This is a genomic window from Mycobacterium sp. Dal123C01, assembly GCF_052566995.1.
Window position 1 is genome coordinate 3,063,606 of record NZ_CP199580.1, and the last position, 24,472, is coordinate 3,088,077.

A 24,472-nucleotide genomic window follows, 5' to 3' on the forward strand; every position below is an offset into this window, starting at 1 on the left:
CGCTTACACGCGGGCCGGTCGCGGTTCCTAGAATTGACCGGTGACCGCCAGCCCCAGCTCCGCCGCCGACCTGCCCAAGTCGTGGGATCCCGGTGCGGTGGAGAGTGCGATCTATCAGAAGTGGCTGGATGCCGGCTACTTCAGGGCGGACTCGGCTAGCTCCAAACCCGGATACTCGATCGTGCTGCCGCCGCCGAATGTCACGGGCAGCCTGCACATGGGCCACGCGCTGGAACACACCATGATGGATGCCCTGACCCGCCGCAAGCGGATGCAGGGCTACGAGGTGCTGTGGCAGCCGGGGATGGATCACGCCGGTATTGCGACTCAGAGCGTGGTGGAAAAGCAGCTCGCGGTCGACGGCAAGACCAAGGAGGACTTCGGCCGAGAGCTGTTCGTCGAAAAGGTCTGGGATTGGAAGCGCGAGTCCGGCGGCGCGATCGGTGGCCAGATGCGGCGCCTCGGTGACGGGGTCGACTGGGACCGCGACCGGTTCACCATGGACGAGGGCCTATCCCGCGCGGTGCGAACCATCTTCAAGCGGCTCTACGACGCCGGGCTGATCTATCAGGCCGAGCGACTCGTCAACTGGTCGCCGGTGCTGGAGACGGCCATCTCCGATCTGGAAGTCAACTACCTTGATGTCGAAGGCGAACTGGTGTCGTTCCGATACGGCTCGCTGGACGACTCGCAACCCCACATCGTGGTCGCCACCACCCGGGTCGAGACGATGCTGGGCGACACCGCGGTTGCGGTGCACCCCGACGACGAGCGTTACCGCCACCTGGTCGGTACCACGCTGCCGCACCCGTTCATCGAACGGCAACTCATCATCGTCGCCGACGAGCACGTGGACCCTGAATTCGGTACCGGCGCAGTCAAAGTCACGCCCGCTCACGACCCGAACGACTTCGAGATCGGGCTGCGCCACGAGTTGCCGATGATCTCGATCCTCGACACCAAGGGCCGGATCGTGGACACCGGAACGCAATTCGACGGCATGGACCGCTTCGAGGCTCGCGTCGCGGTTCGTGAGGCGCTGGCGACGCAAGGCCGCGTGGTCGAGGAGAAACGGCCCTACCTGCACAGTGTCGGACACTCGGAACGCAGCGGCGAACCTATCGAACCCCGGCTATCGCTGCAGTGGTGGGTCAGGGTGGAATCGCTGGCCAAAGCTGCCGGCGATGCGGTGCGCAACGGGGACACCGTGATTCACCCCGCCAGCCTGGAGCCGCGCTGGTTCGCCTGGGTGGACGACATGCACGACTGGTGCATTTCACGACAGCTGTGGTGGGGCCACCGCATCCCGATCTGGTATGGCCCCAACGGCGAGCAGCTGTGCGTGGGCCCGGACGAGACGCCGCCGGAGGGCTGGGAGCAAGATCCCGACGTGCTGGACACCTGGTTCTCGTCGGCGCTCTGGCCGTTTTCCACCCTGGGCTGGCCATCGCGCACTCCGGAACTGGAAAAGTTCTATCCGACAAGTGTTTTGGTGACCGGCTACGACATCCTGTTCTTCTGGGTGGCGCGGATGATGATGTTCGGCACCTTCGTCGGCGACGACGACGCGATCACGCTCGACGGCTCTCGCGGTCCGCAAGTGCCGTTCACCGATGTCTTCCTGCACGGGCTGATCCGCGACGAATCCGGCCGCAAGATGAGTAAGTCCAAGGGCAACGTGATCGATCCGCTGGACTGGGTGGAGATATTCGGCGCCGACGCGCTGCGATTCACCCTGGCCCGCGGCGCCAGTCCCGGCGGTGATCTGTCCGTGGGCGAGGATCACGTCCGGGCCTCGCGCAATTTCGGCACCAAGCTGTTCAACGCCACCCGATTCGCGCTGATCAACGGCGCGCAGCTGGCGCCGCTGCCGGTGCTAGCGGAGCTGACCGATGCCGATCGGTGGATCCTGGGGCGGTTGGAAGAGGTTCGCGCCGAGGTTGATTCGTCTTTCGACAGCTACGAGTTCAGTCGGGCCTGCGAGGCGCTCTACCACTTTGCGTGGGACGAATTCTGCGACTGGTATGTGGAACTGGCCAAGACGCAGCTTGCCGACGGGCTCACCCACACCACCGCCGTGCTCGCCGCGGCACTGGACACCCTGCTGCGGTTGCTGCATCCGGTGATCCCGTTCATCACCGAGGCGTTGTGGCAGGCGGTGACGGGGGAGGAGTCGCTGGTCATCGCCGAGTGGCCGAAGCCGTCCGGCATCATCCTGGATCCCGCTGCGGCGCAGCGTGTTACCGATATGCAGCGGTTGGTGACCGAGGTTCGCAGGTTCCGTAGCGATCAGGGGCTGGCCGACCGGCAGAAGGTGCCGGCCCGGTTGGCCGGTGTTGACGACTGCGACCTGAGCACCCAGGTGGCCGCGGTGACGTCGCTGGCGTGGCTCACCGCGCCGGGACCGGACTTCCGCGCCTCGGTGTCCTTGGAAGTTCGGCTGAGCGGTGGCACCGTCGTCGTCGAGCTCGACACCTCGGGCACCATCGATGTCGCGGCCGAGCGCCGCCGCCTCGAAAAGGATCTGGCGGCAGCGCAGAAGGAATTGGCTTCCACCGCAGCCAAATTGGCCAACGCAGACTTTCTGGCCAAAGCGCCCGAGCAGGTTGTCACCAAGATCCGCGATCGTCAGCGGCTGGCCGAAGAGGAAACCGAGCGCATCAACACCAAGCTAGCTGGGCTGCAATGACTTTCGAACCGACCGAGTGGGAACCGGCTACCGACACGGTTCCCACGCCGGACGAGATCGCGGCCCTGTTGCAGGTCGAGCATCTGCTGGACCAGCGCTGGCCCGAAACCAAAATCGAACCGAGCCTGACCCGCATCAGCGCTCTGATGGACTTGCTCGGCTCGCCCCAGCTCGGCTATCCGTCGATCCACGTCGCGGGCACCAACGGCAAAACCTCGGTGGTGCGGATGATCGACGCGCTGCTGACCGCGCTGCACCGGCGCACCGGGCGAACCACCAGCCCGCACCTGCAGTCGGCGGTCGAACGCATCGCTATCGACGGAAAGCCGATCAGCCCAGCGCAATACGTGGAGACCTACCGCGAGATCGAGCCGTTCGTGCAGATGATCGACGCCCAGTCGCAGGACGCCGGTGGCCCGGCGATGAGCAAGTTCGAGGTCCTCGTCGCAATGGCGTTCGCGGCCTTCGCCGATGCGCCCGTGGAGGTCGCGGTCGTCGAGGTGGGTTTGGGCGGTCGCTGGGATGCCACCAATGTGATCAACGCGTCGGTCGCGGTCATCACCCCGATCGGCATCGACCACGTCGAATATCTCGGTGACGACATCGCCGGGATCGCCGGCGAAAAAGCGGGCATCATCACCAAGGCCGCGGACGGCTCGCCCGACACCGTCGCCGTCATTGCACGCCAAGTGCCGGAGGCGATGGAAGTCCTGTTGACGCAATCCATACAGGCCGACGCTGCGGTGGCGCGCGAGGATTCCGAGTTCGCGGTGCTGGGCCGTCAGGTCGCGATCGGCGGGCAGGTGCTGCAGCTGCAGGGCCTCGGCGGGGTGTACTCCGACGTGTATCTGCCGCTGCACGGCGAACACCAGGCGCACAACGCGGTGCTGGCTCTCGCGGCGGTCGAGGCCTTCTTCGGGGCCGGTGCGCAACGTCAGCTCGACGTCGAGGCGGTCAAGGCCGGTTTCGCCGCCGTCACCAGTCCCGGCCGGCTGGAGCGCATGCGCAGTGCACCCACGGTGTTCCTCGACGCCGCGCACAATCCGGCCGGAGCGGCCGCGCTGGCGCAGACGCTGGACGGTGAATTCGACTTCCGCTACCTCGTCGGGGTGGTCAGCGTGATGGCTGACAAAGACGTGGACGGCATCCTCGCCGCGCTGGAGCCGGCCTTCGATTCCCTGGTCGTGACCCACAATGGGTCGCCGCGGGCCCTGGACGTCGAGTCATTGGCGCTGGTCGCTCAGCAGCGGTTCGGGCCCGACCGGGTGCTGACCGCCGAAAACCTGCGCGACGCCATCGACGTCGCGACCGCGCTGGTCGACGACGCCGCGGTGGAGGGCGACGCGGAGGCGTTTTCCGGTACCGGAATCGTCATCACCGGCTCGGTCGTCACCGCCGGGGCCGCGCGGAGCTTGTTTGGCCGTGATCCGGAATGACCGATAACGACCAGAACCCGCCGCCGGCTGACCCCTGGAAGAGTTTCCGGGGGGTGATGGCCGCGACGCTGATTTTGGAGGCGATCGTGGTGCTGCTGGCGATACCGGTGGTGGGCGCGGTCGGCGGCGGCCTGACCGGGGCGTCGCTGGGCTATCTGGTCGGGCTCGCCGCGCTGCTGATCCTGCTGTGCGGGGTGCAGGGCAGGCCCTGGGCGATTTGGGTGAACTTGGGCGTCCAGGTGGTTGTTCTGGCCGGGTTCGTCGTCTACCCGGGTGTGGGGTTCATCGGTGTGCTGTTCAGCGGACTGTGGCTGCTGATCGCGTACTTCCGCGCCGAGGTCCGCCGGCGCCAGGAGCACGGGCAAACACCGTCCGGCTGAGTGCCGATTGTTTCTGTACGCTGTGCGCCGTGACGGAACGGACCCTGGTACTGATCAAGCCCGACGGCGTCGAGCGTCGGCTGATCGGCGAGATCATCGGCCGCATCGAGCGAAAGGGCCTCGTCATCGAGGCTCTCGAGCTGCGTAGCGTCGGTAAAGAGCTAGCCACGCAGCATTACGCCGAGCATGACGGCAAGCCGTTCTTCGAATCATTGCTCGACTTCATCACGTCGGGACCGGTGGTGGCGGCAATTGTGCAGGGACCGCGGGCGATCGCGGCATTCCGTCAGATCGCGGGGGGTACCGACCCGGTGGAGAAGGCCACACCGGGCACCATCCGCGGCGATTTCGGGCTGGAAACGCAGCTGAATCTGGTGCACGGATCCGATTCGACCGATTCAGCAAAGCGCGAGATCGCGCTGTGGTTTCCCGGCGCTTAGGCTCCTAGCTTCCGACCGAGTCGCCAGGGTTCCAGGTCAGGGTCGTATGGGCCAGCAGCGTGATGTGGGATACTGACTGCGGGTGAACGTCGCCAGACCGGCGTCAGACACCCGAATGAAGACTTAGACAAGCGCGACCATTGCCAGCTCGCGATGTAGCGCCGCATGTCAGGCCGACATTCAGCAAGGCGCCGAGTTGGTTCGAGCCGAGTCGCTCGGGGCAAGACCATCACAAGCCCGGGAGAAGTAACCCGGGCACATAGCGGAGCCCTCGCGTGGCCGCGTCGAAATGACGCGCCCGGGGGCTTGAGGAGAATTCGTGATAGACGGTGACCAGACTTCAGATCCTTCAACACCGCCCACCCAGGAGGACCTGCCGGACCGACTGAGAGTCCATTCGCTGGCCCGAGCGCTGGGGACCACCAGCAAGCGCGTGGTGGACGCACTGACCGCACTGGATGGACGAATCCGGAGCGCACAGTCGGGCGTGGACTATGAGGATGCGGTCCGGGTACGTGATCTGCTGTCGCCCCGGCCGCCGGAGAACCTGGTGGCCTTCAGCAATGCCGAAGTAGCCACGCCCGCGGAACCCGAGTCCCGGCTGATGCTGGAGACCGCGATAGAGCGGCCGCACTACATGCCGCTGTTCGTCGCACCGCACCCGCGCCCGGCCGAGGAGAACGCCAGCCCCGACGACGACGACGCCGATACCGACGATGCCGACGATTCCGACGACGACGATGACGACGACGAACAGGCCGATCGCCCGGCCAACCGGCGGCGGCGGCGGGGCCGGCGGGGACGTGGCCGTGGCCGCGGTGAACAGGGCGGCCCCGACGGCCAGGACGACGACGGCCAGGACGAGCAGCGAGGCTCGAAATCCACCGACTCGGACGACTCTGACGATGCCGACGGCGAGGATTCGGATGACTCCGATGACGATGCCGACGACGGCTCGGACGGCGCCACTCGGCGTCGCCGCAGGCGCCGTCGGCGTAAATCGGGTGGTTCGAGTGACGACAACGACGAGAGCCCCTCACCCGACGATCCCCCGAACACCGTGGTGCACGAGCGGGCGCCGCGCGGCAAGTCCGGCTCCTCCGCAGGTGGCGGCGGCAGCAACGGCTCGAGCAATACCGAGATCAAGGGCATCAGCGGCTCGACGCGGCTGGAGGCCAAGCGGCAGCGGCGCCGAGACGGGCGCGACGCGGGACGGCGCCGCCCACCGGTGCTGACCGAGGCCGAGTTCCTGGCGCGCCGCGAGGCCGTCGAACGGGTCATGGTGGTGCGCGACCGGGTCCGCACCGAGCCGCCGCACCCCGGCGCGCGCTACACGCAGATCGCCGTGCTCGAAGACGGCATTGTCGTCGAGCATTTCGTGACGTCGGCGGCGTCTGCGTCATTGGTGGGCAACATCTACCTCGGCATCGTGCAGAACGTGCTGCCCTCGATGGAGGCGGCCTTCGTCGATATCGGTCGCGGGCGCAACGGCGTGCTGTACGCCGGCGAGGTCAACTGGGAAGCGGCGGGACTCGGCGGCGCCGAGCGCAAGATCGAAAAGGCCCTCAAACCCGGTGACTACGTGGTCGTCCAGGTCAGCAAGGACCCGGTCGGACATAAGGGCGCGCGGCTGACCACCCAGGTGTCGTTGGCCGGCCGCTACCTGGTTTACGTTCCGGGTGCGTCGTCGACCGGGATCAGCCGCAAGCTGCCCGACACCGAACGCCAGCGTCTCAAGGAGATCCTGCGCGAGGTGGTGCCGTCGGACGCCGGGGTGATCATCCGGACCGCGTCCGAAGGCGTCAAAGAAGACGAGATCCGCGGCGACGTCACCCGCCTGCAGGAGCGCTGGGAAGAGATCGATGCCAAGGCGGCCGAGACCAAGAAGAAGGCCTCCGGCGCGGCGGTGGCGCTCTACGAAGAGCCGGACGTGTTAGTCAAGGTCATCCGTGATTTGTTCAACGAGGACTTCGCCGGGCTCATCGTGTCTGGCGACGAGGCGTGGAACACCATCAATGAATATGTGAATTCCGTTGCGCCCGATCTAGTTTCGAAGCTGACGAAGTACGAGCCCCCCGCCGGAGCGGAAGGGCAGGCCGGGCCGGACGTCTTTGCCGTGCATCGCATCGACGAGCAACTGGCCAAGGCGCTGGACCGCAAGGTGTGGCTGCCGTCGGGCGGCACGCTGGTCATCGACCGGACCGAGGCGATGACGGTGGTCGACGTCAACACCGGCAAGTTCACCGGGTCCGGGGGCAACCTCGAGCAGACGGTCACCAAGAACAACCTCGAGGCGGCCGAGGAGGTCGTGCGCCAGCTGCGGCTGCGTGACATCGGCGGCATCGTGGTCGTCGACTTCATCGACATGGTGCTCGAGTCCAACCGCGACCTGGTGATGCGCCGGCTCACCGAGTCGCTGGCCCGCGACCGCACCCGTCACCAGGTGTCCGAGGTGACGTCGCTGGGCCTGGTGCAATTGACCCGCAAACGGCTGGGAACCGGTCTGCTCGAGGCGTTTTCGAGTTCGTGCCCGAACTGCGGCGGCCGCGGCGTCCTTCTGCACGGTGACCCGGTCGACTCAGGCGCGGCGCCCGCGCGTAAGGCGGAATCCGGTGGCCGGCGCGGCAAGCGATCGAAGAAAGGCCGCTCCGAAGAGCCCGCCGACCAGCCCGCGGTGGCCAAGGTCCCCGTGCACGCGCCGGGCGAGCATCCGATGTTCAAGGCGATGGCCGCTGGCTCGTCGGGTCCCCACGACAACGGCGAATCCGGCGAGGCCGACGAGATCGACGAGGAAACCACCGCCGAGATCGACGAGCAGACCAAGGCCGTGGGGCCCGCTGACCTGGACGACACCGACTCCGATGACTTCGAGGACTCCGACGAGGACACCGAGGACGATGACGACACCGATCAGGACACTGACGACGTCGACGAAGACGACTCGGTAGAGGACGAACTCGACGACGAGGATCTCGATGACGACGAGGATGACCTCGACGACGAGGACGATGACGACGAGGACGACGAGGATCTCGACGACGACGATGACGTCGATGACGAGGATTCCGACGACGAGTCGGCTCTTGGGCGGCCGCGGCGGCGACGCGCGGCCGGCCGGCCGGCCGGCCCGCCGATCCACGCGGACTAACTGTTAGCTAGAAGATGGCAAATACCTGGGTAGAGCGATTCGTCCCCGTTGCCAAGTTCGCGTCCGGAGCGAGCGGATGAAGCCTTGAGCTGCGTCGTTGTGCTGACATGGCGGGGATGCGGCGCGCCAGACTGCTGGTTTGACCCTGTAGCCGCTGGTCACGTACCCTTGGACAGTTGTCGTCAAGCCGGGTGACTAAACTTTGGCCGGCGACAGCGGGACTCCCGGGAAATCGGCGCAGGCCCGCACCCCCAGACCCACCCACGCGCACCGCCGGTGGCACGCGCGCGAGCGCTGAGCAACGGCTGAGCACAGGCTAGAAGAAAGAGCAGGAGCAACGATGGCGACCTACGCAATCGTCAAGACCGGCGGCAAGCAGTACAAGGTCGCCGTCGGGGACGTGGTCAAGGTCGAGAAGCTCGAGTCCGAGCCCGGCGCCAAGGTGTCGCTGCCGGTCGCGCTGGTCGTCGACGGTGCCAAGGTCACCTCCGACGCCGCGGCGTTGGCCAAGGTCGCGGTGACCGGCGAGGTGCTCGAGCACACCAAGGGCCCGAAGATCCGTATCCACAAGTTCAAGAACAAGACGGGCTACCACAAGCGTCAGGGACACCGTCAGCGGCTGACGGTCCTGAAGGTCACCGGAATCAAGTAGACGAGGCGACAGACATGGCACACAAGAAGGGCGCTTCCAGCTCGCGCAACGGTCGCGACTCCAACGCTCAGCGGCTTGGCGTCAAGCGATTCGGCGGCCAGGTCGTCAAGGCCGGCGAGATCATCGTCCGCCAGCGCGGCACCAAGTTTCATCCCGGCACCAATGTGGGGCGCGGCGGCGATGACACGCTGTTCGCCAAGGAAGCCGGCGCTGTCGAGTTCGGGGTCAAGCGCGGACGCAAGACGATCAGCATCGTCGCGGCCGGGCAGATCGCCGACTGAGCGTCGCGGGCGTGCCCGCACTGCGATGATCGACCTCCCAGTAGCGGCACGCTCGATGGGTGAGAGGACCCCCGATGCCTCGGTTTGTCGATCAAGTCGTCATCCACGCCCGGGCGGGTTCCGGCGGTAACGGCTGCGCTTCGGTCCACCGCGAGAAATTCAAGCCGCTCGGCGGCCCCGATGGCGGCAATGGCGGCCGCGGCGGCAGCATCGTCTTCGTCGTCGACCCCGCGGTACACACCCTGCTGGACTTCCATTTCCGTCCGCACGTCACCGCATCGGCCGGTAAGCAGGGGATGGGCAACAACCGTGACGGCGCCGCCGGTACGGACCTGGAAGTCAAGGTCCCCGACGGCACCGTCGTCCTGGACGAAAACGGCCGGCTGCTGGCCGATTTGGTCGGTGCGGGCACCCGCTTCGACGCCGCCGCCGGTGGCCGCGGCGGGCTGGGCAACGCGGCGCTCGCGTCTCGCGCCCGCAAGGCGCCCGGCTTCGCCCTGCTGGGCGAGCCCGGCCAGGCCCGCGACCTCACCCTCGAGCTCAAAACCGTCGCCGATGCCGGGCTGGTCGGGTTTCCCTCTGCGGGAAAGTCCTCGCTGGTATCGGTGATCTCGGCGGCCAAACCGAAGATCGCCGACTACCCGTTCACCACGCTCGTTCCCAATCTGGGCGTGGTTTCGGCCGGCGAGCAATCGTTCACCGTCGCCGACGTGCCGGGCTTGATCCCGGGCGCGTCCGAGGGCCGCGGCCTGGGGCTGGATTTCCTGCGGCACATCGAGCGGTGCGCGGTGCTGGTGCATGTTGTCGACTGCGCCACCGCCGACCCGGGCCGTGACCCGATCTCCGACATCGACGCTCTGGAAGCCGAACTCGCCGCATATACGCCGACCCTGCAGGGGGATGTGGCGTTGGTTGACCTGGCCGAGCGGCCACGGGCGGTGGTGCTCAACAAGATTGATGTCCCGGAGGCGCGTGAACTCGCCGAGTTCGTCCGCGACGAGGTCGCCGAGCGTGGCTGGCCGGTGTTCCTGGTGTCGACGGCAACCCGGGAGGGATTGCAGCCGTTGATCTTTGGGCTGTGGAAGATTATCGAGGCTTACAACGCCGCGCAGCCGAAAGCCGCACCTCGGCGGCCGGTGATTCGCCCGGTGCCCGTCGACGACAGCGGTTTCAGCGTCGAGTCCGACGGGGAGGGCGGTTTCGTCGTCACCGGTGCCCGCCCCCGGCGCTGGATCGGCCAGACCGATTTCACCAACGACGAGGCCGTTGGCTACCTCGCGGATCGCCTTGCCCGCCTTGGCGTCGAAGAGGAGCTGCTACGGCTGGGTGCCAAACCCGGGTGCGCGGTGACCATCGGTGACATGACGTTTGACTGGGAGCCGCAGACGCCGGCGGGGGTCGACGTCACGATGACCGGCCGCGGTACCGACCTGCGGCTGGAACGCAACGACCGCATCGGCGCCGACGAGCGCAAGGCCGCTCGACGTCGGCGCCGCGAACACGGTGACGAGTCGTGAGCGCCCATCGCGAAACCATCCGCACCGCACGCAGTCTGGTCGTCAAGATCGGAACCAATGCGCTGACCACACCGTCCGGGGTATTCGACGCCGGCGGGCTGGCCGGGCTGGCCGATGCGATCGAGGCGCGGATGAAGGCGGGCACCGATGTCGTCATCGTGTCCTCGGGCGCCATCGCCGCCGGCATCGAGCCGCTCGGATTATCCCGTCGCCCAAAGGATCTGGCGACCAAGCAGGCCGCGGCCAGTGTGGGTCAGGTCGCGCTGGTGAACTCGTGGAGTGCGGCCTTCGCCCCCTACGGGCGCACGGTCGGGCAGGTGTTGCTCAGCGCGCACGACATTTCGATGCGGGCCCAGCACACCAACGCCCAGCGCACCCTGGACCGGCTGCGCGCGCTGCACGCGGTGGCGATCGTCAACGAAAACGACACGGTGGCCACCAACGAGATTCGATTCGGCGACAACGATCGCCTTTCCGCGCTGGTGGCCCATCTGGTCGGCGCCGAGGCGCTGGTGCTGCTCTCCGACATCGATGGCCTCTACGACACCGATCCACGAAAGACCAAGGGGGCGCGCTTCATTCCCGAGGTCGCCGCGTCGTCGGATCTCGTCGGTGTGGTGGCCGGCCCGGGCAGCGAGCTGGGCACCGGGGGGATGGCGTCGAAGATGTCCTCGGCGCTACTGGCCGCCGACGCCGGGGTGCCGGTACTGCTGGCCGCGGCTTCGGATGCCGCGACGGCGCTCTCCGACGCAACGTCGGGGACTGTCTTTGCCGCTCGGCCCGTGCGGATGTCGGCCCGCCGGTTCTGGGTGCGCTATGCCGCCGAGTCGAGCGGCACACTGACCCTGGATGCGGGTGCGGTGCGCGCTGTAGTGGAGCAACGCCGCTCGCTGCTGGCCGCGGGCATCACCGCGGTATCGGGCCGGTTCTACGGCGGGGATGTCGTCGAATTACGCGGACCGGACACGACCGTGGTGGCCCGTGGCGTGGTCGCCTACGACGCCGGCGAACTCACGACCATGATCGGCCGGTCGACCTCGGAGTTGCCCGGCGAGCTGCGCCGGCCCGCGGTGCATGCCGACGACCTGGTCGCCGTATAACGCATCAGCGCGTCGGCTGTGCCTTGAGATACAAAGTGGCCCAGATGATTTCAGCCAGCGTCGCACCCAGTTCGGCATCGTAGGAGCTCGGCGCGCCCGGAAGGTTCTGCTGGCATGACCGCTCGACCATCCAGGTCAGGGCGCTGGCGGTGGTGGCCGCGGGCAATTCGGGGCGGATCGAGCCGTCGGCCTGGCCGTTTTCGATGACGCGGGTCAATCGGCCGGTGATGGCGATCAACAGATTGCCGTAGGTCGCGCCGACCACCGGGTCGTAGGCGGCCATCTCGTTCAGCGCGACGAGCACCGGCTGATGGCGGCGGTAGCTGGCCACGAGGCCCGTCATCGCCGCGCGGACGTCGGCAGGATCGTGCCGCCCCGCCACGCTCCACCAGCGATCCGCGCTCTCGGCGAGATCGGCGAATACCTGTCCGGCGAGCCGGCGCAGCAGGTGGCCTTTGTCCTCGAAGTAGATGTAGAAGCTGGCTCGCGAGATGCCGGCCTCGGTCGACAGCCGGTCCACGCTGAGCTCGGTGAAACTGGCACCGCCGCGCATCAACCGCTCGGTGGCGTCGAGCAGCCGGCGCTCCATCTCCTCAAGCCGCTGCTGGCGCGTGTACTCGCGCTTGGGCTGCGGCCTGCGGGTCACCGACGGCATTTGCCGAGCATAACCGACCATTCAACATATTGACTAGACATAGTGTCTAGGCATATTGTTCGACGCAGTTTTATGGCTGGCGGTCACGTGTGATGGAGGACCAACGATGGCAGTAATGACCGGGCGCTCGAGCCGTCCCCGTGCCTACGACGCGATTGATTTGTCCTCGCGCGCGTTTTGGTCCACGACGGCCGCCGAGCGCGAACGCTCGTTTGCGGTGCTGCGGGCTGAGCGCCCGGTGAGCTGGCATCCGCCGGTCGAGGACTCCTTGATGCCCGATCCCGACGATCCCGGCTATTGGGCGGTCACCCGGCGCGCGGACATCGTCACGGTCAGCCGCAACAACGAGGTGTTCCTGTCCGGCAAGGGCGTGATGTTCGAGAGCGTTCCGGTGGAGCTCCTAGAGGCGTCGCAGTCGTTCCTGTCGATGGACCCGCCGAGGCATACCAAGTTGCGCAAGCTCGCCCACGCTGCCTTCACGCCACGGCAGGTGCGCCGCATCGAGGAATCGGTCCAGGCGAATGCCAAGGCCATCGTCGAAGAGCTGCACGCGGCCGGTAGCGGTGCGGATTTCGTCGATCACTGTGCCAAGGAGTTACCCATCCGCACGCTGTCGGACATGGTGGGGATACCGGAATCCGAGCGTGAGCGGATGGCACATGCCAGCGACGCGTTGGTGTCGTGGGGCGATCCCGACTTCCTCAACGGGCGTCCCGCGTTGGAAGTCATCCTCGAAAACCAGATTTATCTGCACCAACTCGTCGGGACTCTCGCCGCCGATCGGCGCCAGAATCCGGGTGACGACCTGATCAGCAGCCTGGTGCATGCCGAGGTGGACGGTGACCGGCTGACCGACGCGGAGGTGGCCGCTTTCTTCGTGTTGCTGTCCGTGGCGGGCAACGACACCACCCGCCAGACGATGAGCCACACCATGAAAGCGCTCACCGACTTCCCGGCCCAAAGAGACTGGCTGCTAGCAGATTACGACAACCGCATCAGTACGGCGGTCGAGGAGTTCGTTCGTTGGGCGACGCCGGTCATGACCTTCCGCCGTACGGCGGCAACCGATTTCGAGCTCGGGAGCCAGACCATCACCGCGGGGGAGAAGGTGGTGATGTTCTATGCGTCCGGGAACTGGGACGGCGAGGCATTCGATCATCCGGACCGATTCGACCTGAGCCGTAGCCCCAATCCCCATCTCGGCTTCGGTGGTGGCGGAGTGCATTTCTGCCTCGGCGCCCACGTGGCACGCGCGCAGCTGCGCGCGATCTTCGGTGAACTGCTGCGCCAGCTCCCGGACATCCAGGCGGGCGATCCCACGTACGTGGCGGGTAACTTCGTGCACGCCGTTCGCAGCCTGCCCTGCACGTTCTAGCGCAAGGCCAGCGGTGCCAGCTCGTCGGAAAGCAGCACCAACAATTCGGAGCAACCGCCGTCGACTTTGACCGTGGCCAGATCATCACCGCGGGTGGGGCCGCGGTTGACGATGGCAACCGGGATGCCGAGCGCGGCGGCGTGCCGCACGAACCGGTAGCCGGAGTATACGGTCAGCGACGAGCCCGCGACCAGCAGCGCTTCCGCTTCATCGATTAGTGAGTAGGACTGGGCCACAGTATCTTTGGGCACGCTCTCGCCGAAGTAAACGATATCGGGTTTGAGCATGCCGGCGCAGCGCGGACAGTCGAGATAGCGGAACGACGTGGTATCGGCGACGACGGCGTCGGCGTCGGGAGCCACCGCCAGCCCACCGATCGCCTCGGCGTGCTCGATGAAATCGGGGTTGAGTGCCTCGAGCTTTTCGGCCAGCGCGTCGCGGCTCATGGTGTGCCCGCAGCTCAGGCAGACCACTTGCGCGTAGGTGCCGTGCAGATTGATCACGTTGCCGCTGCCGGCCTTGGTATGCAGCAGGTCGACGTTCTGGGTGATCACACCCGTCACCACCCCGGCGTGCTCCAGCGCGGCCAGCGCCCGGTGCCCGGCATTGGGCTGCGTGTCATCCATGTGCCGCCAGCCGACGTGGTTGCGCGCCCAATACCGCTGCCGGAAAACGGCATCCGAGGTGAACTGGCGGATGGTCATCGGGTTGCTCGGCGGTGAGTCAGGTCCGCGGTAGTCGGGAATGCCCGAGTCGGTGGAAATCCCGGCACCCGTCAGCACCGCGACCCGGCGTCCGGCCAACACCGCGACAAGTTCCGGGGATTCGGGTCCGCTAGTCACGTATTCGAGAGTACGGGTCTAGTGCCTACCTTCGGTCATGACTCGTACGTCGTCTGTTTCGAGACCGAGCAGGGCAGGCCTGAGCACCCAGTACGCAGAGTGCGTGCTTGGGCGAGCAGACCGCCACCGGCCCGGGAGTTCGGCATACACGAAGTCGGACGGCGTTCCTGACGAAAAGGAGCGCCGTCCGAAGCACCAATACTTGGTTACCAAGCGTGCATGATGGCGCGGTGAAATGTGGCCTCGGCGTCAGGGGGCAGTTTGCCCGTTGACGCAAGCCCGCCGCGCAGTGCCCAGTTGATGGGCCTTGCTTCGCGTGGGTGCCTAGCGCTCGTGCTGGGCGCCACAGCCGAGAGGAGGAATCTTCTCTTCCGGTCCGACCTTGGTCTGCCGTGGATCCGTATCCTAACCGTACGCCTATTTAGGTAAAGCAACCGTAAAACGAGTTAGGCCGAGCGTTCAACGGATATCTGACCGACCAACGCGATCCACAGGCCGTTGGTGGAGCGTCCGGCCCACGACGTCACGCTTAACGTCGTTGATAGCCACGATTCCAGTTAATCCCTTGTGAGCCAATGCGTTGAGACTCTCGAATCTGGTATTGCGAATGGGGCATTCACGACTCGACGAAGTCGACTATCAGGGCTACACGTACAGCCGGCAGCGTTCAACGAGAATCTCGGCCAGCCGTTCCGGCTCGCCGACCATGAGGCAGTGACACGTATCGACCGCGATGAGCGTCTGGACTCCGCCGAGTGCTTCAATACTCCTGCGTTGCAACTTCGGCGCGATGGCGCGATCCCGCAGGGTCAGAATCCAGGTGCGCGGAATGTCGTCAAGCATTCCTCGCCGAGACACATTCTCTGTGAGGATGCGAAGTGATTCCGCGTAGAGCTTGCCGGTCATGAATCGGCGGCGACGCAAGGGAATTGCGTTCAAGTACGCGAATCGCGCTAGCCATCTTGGCGTCTCGCTCGGCATGCCTCTCGTTGCGACGCGGCGCGCGATTCTCGCGAGGACCCACGGCAAGCTGTCCACAAGGGATGCGCCTTCGGGAGGAAGGAATGCGGCGGCGAAGATCATTTCGCGTACCCGCGCCGCGCCAAGCTTGGTGGCCATTCCTGGCAGCGTCATACCTCCTATCGAATGACCGACGAGGACGACGTCCTCCAACCCGGCGCACTCGATGTCGCCGACGAGCGAGTCGACAAAGTCGGCGATGGTCATCTCCCTCAGGTCTCCTGGCTTGTTCCGCCGTCCCGGCATGTCGAGGGCAAGCACGGTTAACTCCGGTGCCAGCCGGTGGATTTCATCGACGGTGAGTCCCCAAGAATCGGCGGCGAGCCCGCCCCCGTGCACAAGGACCAAAGCGGGCAGCGCCATGGCAAGGCCTCCTTCGACGCCGTACGCGCCAAACGGATAGTAAAGCCAGACAACCCTGCAGAGTCCAAGTGTTCGCGAAGAATACGACACCGAGTTTCGGGACGCTCGTATGTTGTCCCTCGCGGTGCGACCAGTCAGGGGATCAGGATGTAGCTGATCCCCGGGACAGCTTCGACGGTTCGGGTGTCGAATTCGTGGAAGCCCGAGGTGTGGTATCCGTTGGCGGCGGTGGCCCCGTAGCCGCTGTTCATTTCGGTGATGGTGATGGCCCTGCCGCTGACCGCATCGACCCAGGCGACGTGTCCGACGCCCCCGACGAGCGAGCTGCTGAAGACGGCGACCGAATGGGGCTGTGCGTCACCCACTACCGTCCAGCCTGCCGCTTCGGCTTGATTCACCCAGGTTTCGGCATTTCCGGTGAGCGCTTTGATGTAGTAGCCGGTATGGGCGTGTATCTGTTCTTGGGCACCCCAGGTGCAGTAGCCCTCGTAATCGCTGAGTGGGTTGTGGTCGATCGTGCGGCCCACCGTCAAATCCGCTGCTGGATCCCCGTTGGCCGGTGCCGTAGCCATCGATGGGCCCAGCGAGAGCGCGCTGCCCACGGCGAAGGCGGCCACAATGCCGTTTGCCTTCATTCGCCTCCCCTCGCTGACCCGGCGGTATGTCTGGGGGACCCGCAGCCGAGGCGCTGGCCCACCAACCCGTTACCTTCCTGTTATCGCCGCGAGACCAGGATTCGTTTCACAACGTCGGCTCCCGGGTGAAAGGGACCACAGCAGCGCTGGCAACAGTCAGCGCACGATCAGGTGATCGTGACGCTGATTGCGCTCGAAGTTGGACCAGATTTGTCGTCGGTTCGGTGAGATACGTTGTTGACATCCCGGACGAAACATCCGGTCATTGATTGCGATCCCATTCGACGGTGAGCAACCATGCAGGCATGACACTGGTCCGTGTAGGCCTCGCTGAGGGCTTCTACTTTGGCGAGGATGCGGTGTTGTTGGCCTTAGATACCGACGGGGTGAGTACCTACCTCGCAGCGCTGACTCAAGCAGAGCAAGTGGGGGCGTCGCGGCTAGACCTCGACGGAACGATTCACGAGTTCCTCATCGAGGGCAGCGCGGCAGACATTGAGTTCCACGACGAAGACGACACGGTCGTGTGGCGCCTCGGCGGCGCCAAGGCGCAAGAAGTTATCGAGTTGCTGACGGATATGAGTCAGCACCCTGGTAAGGGCCACTATTACGTCGATATGTCCACACCCGCTGAGACGCTGGTGATTTCGCTCGGCGAATACGTTTAGCGGCGGTCCCTATTCGAAGTCACGGGGACTTTCCCACGGTTGGTTTTCTCCCAAGATCGGGAAGAGGGCCTGGATGCATGCGGTTGCCGTCGCGGTGCGCGTCTCTTGCATCCGTTGCAAAGCCGGAGGGACGCTGAATCACCTTGGCCTGCCAACTGTTACCAGCCAGGCAGTCTAACCCGCGAAGGCAGTCTGATTAGCCGTGCTCGTCAGCATGCTCGGCGAGCAGCAAGCTTCCTTCGATACCGTGACGATTGATCTTCCACTGGATAGAGCGGAGGAGCGGAGCGGCCGTTTCGTCGCGGAAGTTGGTTGCGAAGTCGAGGCCAGAGCCAACCAAGGTGCTCGCCCAGGAAACTTCGGTAAGAAAGACCGTCCGCGCCCAATCGAGCTTGGACAACGGTTGCTTTTGCCCGATGGCGGTCAGCAGGCGTTCGATCAGGGCATAAAAGGTTGCGCGGTCTTGCAGACCCAGAGCTCGGGTCATCACGGGCTTATATTGAATAGACCCCCCGTATTCGTTGAGGCCATGGGAAAGAAGCAGACGTTCATCGTCGGTCAGCTCGACATCAATGAGCTCCGTCACGGTCATGAATTCAGCCTAACGGGGCTGATCCAGGCAGTCCGCCGCCGTCGTCAGCTCGGCCGACATGTTTTGCTCCATCATCTTCAGCGCCGCCGCGCCGAGTTCTTGGTCGATGTGGGCGACGGCATCCGTCGGAACCACGACCTGCAGATGGCGCACGTAGGCATCGAGCGCGCTGTAGAGGATGCACTGCTCGGTGACCTGGCCGGTCAGGATCAGCCGCTCGGTGTCGAGACGATTGAGTAGGTACGCCAGCGGCGTCGCATAGAACGCACTGTGGCGCACCTTGGTCAGCACCCGGCTACCCTCCCTCGGCACGATCGGCTCCACCAAGTCAGGACGTTCACCGTCGCATGCTGATTCGACGAGGTCGCCGAACTCGGCGGTGAAGTCGCCGTAGTTGTCGTTGACATAAATCAGGTCAACATCGTCGGATTCATGTGCGCGACGGACCAGATCGGCCAGCGGATCGATGATTTTCTCGACATTGGGTATCAGTACTTCGGCGTCGGGATGCTCATAACTATTCAACATGTCGACCACCAAGACTGCGGTATTACTCATGCTGGGGTGATACCCGGCGAATACTTGTTGACACTGCTTGCGCGACAATGGAAGGGCGATGGACTTCTACAACAGCTACAGCCAGGGCTTTGTCCGCGTCGCCGCGTGTACGCACCACACCACGCTCGGCGACCCGGCGGCCAATGCTGCGTCGGTGTTGGGCTTGGCCGGCGAGTGCCACGACGACGGCGTCGCCGTGGCCGTCTTCCCGGAACTGACGCTGTCCGGGTACTCCATCGAGGACATCGTCCTGCAAGACCTCCTGCTCGACGACGTCGAAGCCGCGCTTGCCGACGTCGTCGCCAACTCGGTCGATCTGCTGCCCGTCCTGGTCATCGGCGCCCCGCTGCGCTACCGGCAGCGCATCTACAACACCGCGGTCGTCATCCACCGCGGTGTGGTTCTCGGGGTGGTGCCCAAGTCGTATCTGCCCACCTATCGGGAGTTCTACGAGCGCCGCCAGCTCGCGCCCGGTGACGACGAGCGCGGCATCATCCGGATCGGCGACATCCAGGCGCCTTTCGGCCCCGATCTGCTGTTCGCGGCAACCGATCTTCCCGATTTCGTGCTGCACGTCGAAATCTGCGAGGACATGTTCGTGCCGATCCCGCCGAGTGCGGAAGCGGCGTTGGCCGGTGCGACGGTGTTGGCGAACCTGTCCGGCAGCCCGATCACGATCGGGCGGGCCGAGGACCGCCGCCTGCTCGCTCGCTCGGCGTCGTCGCGATGCCTGGCCGCCTATGTTTATGCCGCCGCGGGGGAGGGCGAATCGACGACCGATCTGGCCTGGGACGGACAGACCATGATCTTCGAAAACGGCGTACTACTAGCCGAATCCGAGCGCTTCCCCAAGGGGGAGCGTCGTTCGGTCGCCGACGTCGACACCGGGCTGCTGCGCTCAGAGCGGCTGCGGATGGGCACCTTTGACGACAACCGGCGTCATCACCGGCCGTTGGCGGAGTCGTTCCGGCGCATCGAGTTCCGGCTCGATCCGCCCGCCGGCGACATCGGCCTGCGGCGAACGGTCGAGCGCTTTCCGTTCGTGCCTGCCGATCCGCAACGGCTGGAACACGATTGCTATGAGGCGTACAACATCCAGGTGTCGGGCCTCGAGCAGCGGTTGCGTGCGCTGAATTTTCCTAAAGTCGTGATCGGGGTGTCCGGTGGGCTGGACTCCACGCATGCGCTGATCGTCGCCGCCCGCGCGATGGACCGCGAGAACCGGCCGCGCAGCGACATTCTGGCGTTCACGTTGCCGGGCTTCGCCACTGGCGAGCGCACCAAACGCAATGCGATCGAGCTGTGCCGCGCGCTCGGCGTGACCTTCGCCGAGATCGATATCCGCGACACCGCAGCGCTGATGCTCAAGGAGATGGATCATCCGTTCTCCCGGGGCGAGAAGGTCTACGACGTCACCTTCGAGAACGTCCAGGCAGGCCTGCGCACCGACTACCTGTTCCGGCTGGCCAATCAGCGCGGAGGCATCGTGCTGGGTACCGGCGATCTCTCCGAGCTGGGCCTGGGATGGTCGACATACGGCGTCGGCGACCAGATGTCGCACTACAACGTCAACGCTGGGGTACCCAAGACTCTGATTCAGCATCTGATTCGCTGGGTCATCGCGTCGGGGCAATTCGAGTCGGACGTCGACGAGGTACTGCGGTCGGTGCTCGATACCGAGATCACTCCCGAACTCATTCCCACCGGTGAGGACGAAGAGCTGCAGCGCAGCGAGGCGAAGGTTGGACCCTTTGCTCTGCAGGACTTTTCGCTGTTCCATGTGCTGCGCTACGGATTCCGGCCGTCGAAGATCGCGTTCCTGGCCTGGCATGCGTGGAGCGATCCCGAGCGTGGCGGTTGGCCGGTGGGATTCCCCGAGGACAAGCGGCCGGCCTATCCGCTCAAGGAGATCCGGCACTGGCTGCAGATCTTCGTGCAGCGGTTCTACTCGTTCAGTCAGTTCAAACGCTCGGCATTGCCCAACGGCCCCAAGGTGTCCCACGGCGGCGCGTTGTCGCCGCGCGGGGACTGGCGCGCGCCGTCGGACATGTCCGCGCGTATCTGGCTCGACGAGATCGAGCGCGAGGTGCCCGAAGACTAACGCCGCCCGAAGCCGCGAGCTGGGGCACCTCGCGCGAGCCTAACGCCACTGCGAAAAAAGGTGCGCGAATTCGCAGTGGCGTTAGGCTCGTCCACGGGGGGTGCTGAGCGAGCGCGAGGTGCCCGAAGACTAACGCCGCCCGAAGCCCGCCCCAGCATTGCCGAGCGGGCCCGAGCGACAACGGGTTATGCCCTCGCGCGGCGCCAGCCCTGGTATTGCAGCTCGGCGAAGAACAGCGTGTAGATGCCAGATCCCAAAGTGACAACCACACCGGTGGCGGTCAACGGGAAGACATCGGTGAGCACCAGAACGACGGCGGCCACCGTGTAGAGCAGATTGCCGAGGACGACGGCCATGCCGACGCGGCGCACCGACGGCAGCGTGGCCAGCCAGAACACGATCACGCCATAACTGATCAAGAACGCGGCCATGCCGTACTCGAACGCCTTCGTCGTGCCTGAGACCGTGGCCAGGTAGCCGGCCAGCGGCACGCCGGCCACGCCGGCCAGGCCGCTGATAGCGGCGTCGGCGCGCATCGCGAGGCGAAGCAAACCGTCGCGGGTACCTTTGCGGTCAAGAGTGGTGGCGGACATGAGGTTCCTTTCTCAGTGGTTGGCACCGATGCCCGACGCGGCTTGACGGTCGGGTGTAGTCACGCCACTGACGTTGCTCGGAAACCACTGCCAGATCGACACCGGACGCTGCCAATTACTGCCAACCGCAGGTCAGACACGGGGCAGCGTGGCCCCGGAGTCCGGCGCGATCACGGACGACTAGCGTTCGTAGCTGCCGGTCAGCGTGCCGCGGGCCAGCACATGCCCGGCCATCGCGGCCAGCAGGGCCTTCGCGGTGCTGACATCGTGGGGAATCGGGTTGTCGATCGCGAACACGTGGAAGCGGTAGCGATGCGGCCCGTGGCCGGGAATCGGTCGCGGGCCGGCATAGCCGCGGTGACCCAAATCCGCCCGGACAAACCGTATTCCCGCCGTTTCCGGCCGCAACGCGCCCGCCGCGACGCCTTCGAGCGTCGGTTCGATGACCGCGACCGTATGCAGCAGTGGTCGGGGCAGCGGAACGTCGACGTCGTCGATGATCAGGACCGTCTGCCGGGTCCCGGGAGGCAGCCCCTCCCAGTGCAACGGCGGAGAGATGTTGTCGCCGGCACCCTTACCCGCACTGGACGACGGCATCGCGCCGCCGTCGGCGAACGCCATGCTGGTGACCGTGATGGACTCGGGTGCGGCAAAGCCGCTGCCGGACAACGGGCTTCGCTGTACACCGGCGCGGACACTACGCAGAAGCCTTCCGAGTAGCGCCATCACGCGCCGCTTCCGGCGCCGCGCATGGCGACCGCGCTCGAGCGCAGCAGATCGCCGAGTTCGGCCGGCAGGTACCCCTGCGCGGCCAGCCGGGGCATGACGCCGCCGCTCTCGATGATCTCGAGGATCAGGTCGGGCAGCGTGGGTACCGTCCCCGACTCTCCGCTGCTGTCATTGCGCCAGCTGCCCTCGGTCAGGTTGAAGATTCCGGTATCGCCCTCGCCGAACACGCTGGTGGCGTTGGGCACCGTGATAGCCGGCAGTCCGGCGTTCACGGCGTTGCGGAAAAACAACGAGTTGAACTCCTCGGCGACGAGCCCGGCGACGCCGAGCTCAATGAAAAGGGAGGCGACCGGGCGCGACGATCCGAGCCCGAAGTTCTTGCCGGCCAGCACGATATCGCCCGGTGAAACCTGGTCGGTCCAACCCGGACGGACCTCGTAGAAGATGTGTTTGGCCGCTTCGGACGGATCCATTTTCATCGCGAAGGCGGGGTACATGGCGTCGGTGTTGAGGTTGTCGCCGAACACCCAGACCTTGCCGGAGAAGGTCACCGTCATGCCGTCACGCTCCTCGGGTCGGTGATGTATCCGGTGATCGCCGAGGCGGCGACGGTCGCCGGTGAGGCCATGAAGATCTCGGCCTCGGTGCTGCCCATGCGTCCGGTGAAGTTGCGGGTGCTGGACGTGATGCACACCTCGCCGGGCCCGATCACACCCATGTGATAGCCGAAACACGCGCCGCAGGTTGAGTTGGTGACGACGCCACCCGCATCGGCGATGTCCTGGAGGTAGCCCAGCCGCATCGCTTGCCGGTACACGGCCTGCGAGGCGGGCGTGACCAGTAGCCGCACCCCCGGCGCAACTGTCTTGCCGCGCAGCAGTTGTGCGGCGATTTCGAGATCCTCCAGTTGGCCATTCGCGCACGACCCGATGAACGCCTGGTCCACCTTCTGCCTGCCCAGCTGGGAGACGGGCAGCCCGTTGCGGCTGACGGTGCCCGGCCGCGCCACGTAGGGTTCCAGGGCGCCGAGGTCGATGTGTCGGACGTCGTGGTAGCTGGCGTCGTGATCCGGTGCCGCCGGGGTATATCCGGTGGCGCCGGCGTCGTCGAGGAATCGGGCCAATACGTCGTCGGCTTCAAAGGTGCAGAAATCGGCCGAGACTTCGGCGCCCTGGGTCGCGATGGTGCGCCGGTCGTGCATCGGGATTCCGGCCAGGGCCGGGCCGCCGAATTCCAGGTTCAGGTTGGCGGCGTCGCCGTACTTGTCGGCGATGTGCAAGAAGATGTCCTTGCCGCTCACCGCGTTTGGCATGACGCCGTCGAGTTCATAGCGGACCGTCGGCGCGATGTGGAACCAGGTGGTGCCGGTGCACATGATCGAGTACACCTCGGCGGGGCCCAAGCCGCGGGCAGCGGTGTTGTAGGCACCCGCGGCGCAGGTGTGGGAGTCGGTGCAGGCCAATACTTCTCCCGGTCGGGCCAGGCCGTTCTCGGCGATGACCTGATGGCAGATACCGTGCCGGCCGACGTCGTAGAAGCGTTCGATGCCGAAATCGGCGACGAATTTGCGGGCATGGGGGCCGCCGGCGGCGTCCTTGATGGTTGGTGCGGGCACCGCGTGGTCCATGACGACCGCCAGCTTGTCCGGGTCATGGATCCGGTTGGGCTGGATCCACATGGTGGCGAACTGCAGATCGATCAGCACGGTCATATCGACGTCGACGACGACGGTGTCGCCCGGCGACACCGAGTCCATGCCGGCTTTGCGCGCGAAGATCTTTTCGATGATGGTCATGCCCATGAGGGGTCCTTACGCGCGTACTTGGTGTCCAGCTCCAGCCACTCGGCCATGCCGACCAGGTTGAAGAAATCGGCGGGGCTGGTGGGCAGATGGGTGGCGGCCTCTTCTTCTGAGCTGCCATTGAGCTGGCAAAGGCTTTGCAGCATACCGAAAGTCGCCTGCATCAGCAGATTGCTCGGGTGGATCGCGATCGCGTAACCCAACTCCTGCAGCCGGGACGCCGATTCCAGCGGGGTCAGCCCGCCCAGCACCAGATTGATCAGCAGGGGAGCGTCGACCTCGCGCCCGATGCGCTCGATCTCCTGCTCGTCTTGTGGTGCCTCGACGAAGATGACGTCTGCGCCAGCATCGGCGTAACGATTGGCCCGCTCGATCGCGGCGTCCAGCCCGAGCGGGGCGCGGGCGTCGGTGCGGGCCACGACGAGCAGGTCGTCGTCGGACCTGGCGTCCAGCGCGGCTGCCAGCGTCTGTTCGAACACCGCGGCGTCGACCACCTGCTTGTCCGGTAGATGGCCGCAGCGCTTGGGAAACACCTGGTCTTCCAACTGGATTGCGGCGACCCCGGCCGCCTCGTAGGAGCGGACGGTGCGTACCACGTTCATCGGTGCGCCGTAACCGGTGTCGGCGTCGGCGATCAGTGGGATATCGCCCAACGCGCCGGTGATCATCCGGACCCGGTCGGCCATTTCGGTCGCGGTGACCAGCCCGATGTCGGGTAGGCCGAACCCCGAGGCGGCCACGCCCGCGCCGGTCATATACGCCGCTACGTGGCCGGTGCGTTTGGTCAGTTGTGCGGAGATACCGTCGAAAACCCCTGGGGCGATGATGAGTTCGCGGGCGTCCAACAACTCTCGCAGCCGTTGCCGGGCCTTAATCGTTCCAGTGGTAGCCATAGCA

23 protein-coding genes are annotated in these 24,472 nt (G+C 65.7%); 12 read left to right on the plus strand and 11 right to left on the minus strand.

Going from position 1 to position 24,472, the window contains the following annotated elements:
• Positions 1 to 40: 40 nt before the first annotated feature.
• From ACTXG5_RS14620 to proB, 9 genes are all read left to right on the plus strand, one after another.
• Entirely contained in the window at positions 41 to 2,689 is a 2,649-nt protein-coding gene (locus tag ACTXG5_RS14620; protein WP_445159500.1) for a valine--tRNA ligase, read from the plus strand.
• Positions 2,686 to 4,125, plus strand: coding sequence for a bifunctional tetrahydrofolate synthase/dihydrofolate synthase (gene folC / locus ACTXG5_RS14625; protein ID WP_445159501.1), 1,440 nt, complete (start codon positions 2,686 to 2,688; stop codon positions 4,123 to 4,125). Before ACTXG5_RS14620 ends, folC begins: the two co-directional genes overlap by 4 nt.
• The gene (locus ACTXG5_RS14630) at positions 4,122 to 4,505 is read left to right on the plus strand and encodes a DUF4233 domain-containing protein (protein ID WP_445159502.1); all 384 of its coding nucleotides are present in this window, start codon (positions 4,122 to 4,124) and stop codon (positions 4,503 to 4,505) included. Before folC ends, ACTXG5_RS14630 begins: the two co-directional genes overlap by 4 nt.
• 29 nt (positions 4,506 to 4,534) lie before the next feature.
• Positions 4,535 to 4,945 (plus strand): nucleoside-diphosphate kinase, encoded by a 411-nt coding sequence (gene ndk / locus ACTXG5_RS14635; protein WP_445159503.1) that lies wholly within the window; start codon positions 4,535 to 4,537, stop codon positions 4,943 to 4,945.
• Between the two features lie 319 nt (positions 4,946 to 5,264).
• The gene (locus ACTXG5_RS14640; protein ID WP_445159504.1) at positions 5,265 to 8,093 is read left to right on the plus strand and encodes an Rne/Rng family ribonuclease; all 2,829 of its coding nucleotides are present in this window, start codon (positions 5,265 to 5,267) and stop codon (positions 8,091 to 8,093) included.
• Between the two features lie 340 nt (positions 8,094 to 8,433).
• Positions 8,434 to 8,745 (plus strand): 50S ribosomal protein L21, encoded by a 312-nt coding sequence (gene rplU / locus ACTXG5_RS14645; RefSeq protein WP_313861329.1) that lies wholly within the window; start codon positions 8,434 to 8,436, stop codon positions 8,743 to 8,745.
• Positions 8,746 to 8,759: 14 nt separating this feature from the next.
• Entirely contained in the window at positions 8,760 to 9,026 is a 267-nt protein-coding gene (rpmA, locus tag ACTXG5_RS14650; RefSeq protein WP_445159505.1) for a 50S ribosomal protein L27, read from the plus strand.
• A 74-nt stretch (positions 9,027 to 9,100) separates the two neighbouring features.
• A complete protein-coding gene (gene obgE / locus ACTXG5_RS14655; RefSeq protein WP_445159506.1) occupies positions 9,101 to 10,543 on the plus strand; it encodes a GTPase ObgE in 1,443 nt (480 codons plus the stop codon).
• Positions 10,540 to 11,643, plus strand: a complete 1,104-nt coding sequence (proB, locus tag ACTXG5_RS14660) for a glutamate 5-kinase (protein ID WP_445159507.1) — start codon at positions 10,540 to 10,542, stop codon at positions 11,641 to 11,643. The genes obgE and proB overlap by 4 nt, the downstream gene beginning before the upstream one ends.
• A gap of 4 nt (positions 11,644 to 11,647) precedes the next feature.
• Here proB and ACTXG5_RS14665 read toward each other — a convergent pair whose 3' ends face one another.
• Positions 11,648 to 12,298, minus strand: a complete 651-nt coding sequence (locus ACTXG5_RS14665) for a TetR/AcrR family transcriptional regulator (RefSeq protein WP_445159508.1) — start codon at positions 12,296 to 12,298, stop codon at positions 11,648 to 11,650.
• 106 nt (positions 12,299 to 12,404) lie between these two features.
• Here ACTXG5_RS14665 and ACTXG5_RS14670 point away from each other — a divergent pair, with 106 nt between their 5' ends.
• Complete coding sequence (locus ACTXG5_RS14670; RefSeq protein WP_445159509.1) at positions 12,405 to 13,673, plus strand: cytochrome P450; 1,269 nt, start codon at positions 12,405 to 12,407, stop codon at positions 13,671 to 13,673.
• On the opposite strand, the gene ACTXG5_RS14675 is transcribed toward ACTXG5_RS14670, so the two are convergent.
• The 3 genes from ACTXG5_RS14675 to ACTXG5_RS14685 all read right to left on the minus strand — a co-directional run bounded on the left by ACTXG5_RS14675 (position 13,670) and on the right by ACTXG5_RS14685 (position 16,533).
• Positions 13,670 to 14,515: an NAD-dependent protein deacetylase gene (locus ACTXG5_RS14675; RefSeq protein ID WP_445159510.1), complete on the minus strand. Its 846-nt coding sequence runs from the start codon at positions 14,513 to 14,515 to the stop codon at positions 13,670 to 13,672. The two genes, ACTXG5_RS14670 and ACTXG5_RS14675, sit on opposite strands and share 4 nt — an antisense overlap.
• 645 nt (positions 14,516 to 15,160) lie before the next feature.
• The gene (locus ACTXG5_RS14680; RefSeq protein ID WP_445159511.1) at positions 15,161 to 15,898 is read right to left on the minus strand and encodes an alpha/beta fold hydrolase; all 738 of its coding nucleotides are present in this window, start codon (positions 15,896 to 15,898) and stop codon (positions 15,161 to 15,163) included.
• 134 nt (positions 15,899 to 16,032) lie between these two features.
• Positions 16,033 to 16,533, minus strand: coding sequence for a CHAP domain-containing protein (locus ACTXG5_RS14685; protein ID WP_445159512.1), 501 nt, complete (start codon positions 16,531 to 16,533; stop codon positions 16,033 to 16,035).
• 305 nt (positions 16,534 to 16,838) lie between these two features.
• On the opposite strand from ACTXG5_RS14685, the gene ACTXG5_RS14690 reads away from it, so the two are divergent.
• Positions 16,839 to 17,201 carry a hypothetical protein gene (locus ACTXG5_RS14690; protein ID WP_445159513.1) on the plus strand — a complete coding sequence of 121 codons (363 nt, stop codon included), beginning with the start codon at positions 16,839 to 16,841 and terminating at the stop codon, positions 17,199 to 17,201.
• Positions 17,202 to 17,397: 196 nt separating this feature from the next.
• Here ACTXG5_RS14690 and ACTXG5_RS14695 read toward each other — a convergent pair whose 3' ends face one another.
• Both ACTXG5_RS14695 and ACTXG5_RS14700 read right to left on the minus strand, forming a co-directional pair.
• Positions 17,398 to 17,793 (minus strand): hypothetical protein, encoded by a 396-nt coding sequence (locus ACTXG5_RS14695; protein WP_445159514.1) that lies wholly within the window; start codon positions 17,791 to 17,793, stop codon positions 17,398 to 17,400.
• 9 nt (positions 17,794 to 17,802) lie between these two features.
• The gene (locus ACTXG5_RS14700) at positions 17,803 to 18,351 is read right to left on the minus strand and encodes a cysteine hydrolase family protein (protein ID WP_445159515.1); all 549 of its coding nucleotides are present in this window, start codon (positions 18,349 to 18,351) and stop codon (positions 17,803 to 17,805) included.
• A gap of 58 nt (positions 18,352 to 18,409) precedes the next feature.
• Here ACTXG5_RS14700 and ACTXG5_RS14705 point away from each other — a divergent pair, with 58 nt between their 5' ends.
• Positions 18,410 to 20,452, plus strand: coding sequence for an NAD(+) synthase (locus ACTXG5_RS14705; RefSeq protein ID WP_445159516.1), 2,043 nt, complete (start codon positions 18,410 to 18,412; stop codon positions 20,450 to 20,452).
• A gap of 185 nt (positions 20,453 to 20,637) precedes the next feature.
• Here the strand turns inward: ACTXG5_RS14705 and ACTXG5_RS14710 are convergent, their stop codons facing one another.
• The 5 genes from ACTXG5_RS14710 to ACTXG5_RS14730 all read right to left on the minus strand — a co-directional run bounded on the left by ACTXG5_RS14710 (position 20,638) and on the right by ACTXG5_RS14730 (position 24,468).
• Positions 20,638 to 21,045 (minus strand): hypothetical protein, encoded by a 408-nt coding sequence (locus ACTXG5_RS14710; RefSeq protein WP_445159517.1) that lies wholly within the window; start codon positions 21,043 to 21,045, stop codon positions 20,638 to 20,640.
• Positions 21,046 to 21,225: 180 nt separating this feature from the next.
• Positions 21,226 to 21,771: a YbhB/YbcL family Raf kinase inhibitor-like protein gene (locus ACTXG5_RS14715; RefSeq protein WP_445159518.1), complete on the minus strand. Its 546-nt coding sequence runs from the start codon at positions 21,769 to 21,771 to the stop codon at positions 21,226 to 21,228.
• Positions 21,771 to 22,331 carry a LeuD/DmdB family oxidoreductase small subunit gene (locus ACTXG5_RS14720; RefSeq protein WP_445159519.1) on the minus strand — a complete coding sequence of 187 codons (561 nt, stop codon included), beginning with the start codon at positions 22,329 to 22,331 and terminating at the stop codon, positions 21,771 to 21,773. The genes ACTXG5_RS14715 and ACTXG5_RS14720 overlap by 1 nt, the downstream gene beginning before the upstream one ends.
• A complete protein-coding gene (locus tag ACTXG5_RS14725; protein WP_445159520.1) occupies positions 22,328 to 23,575 on the minus strand; it encodes a 3-isopropylmalate dehydratase large subunit in 1,248 nt (415 codons plus the stop codon). The genes ACTXG5_RS14720 and ACTXG5_RS14725 overlap by 4 nt, the downstream gene beginning before the upstream one ends.
• Positions 23,566 to 24,468 carry an isocitrate lyase/PEP mutase family protein gene (locus ACTXG5_RS14730; RefSeq protein ID WP_445159521.1) on the minus strand — a complete coding sequence of 301 codons (903 nt, stop codon included), beginning with the start codon at positions 24,466 to 24,468 and terminating at the stop codon, positions 23,566 to 23,568. Before ACTXG5_RS14730 ends, ACTXG5_RS14725 begins: the two co-directional genes overlap by 10 nt.
• Between the last annotated feature and the right edge of the window lie 4 nt (positions 24,469 to 24,472).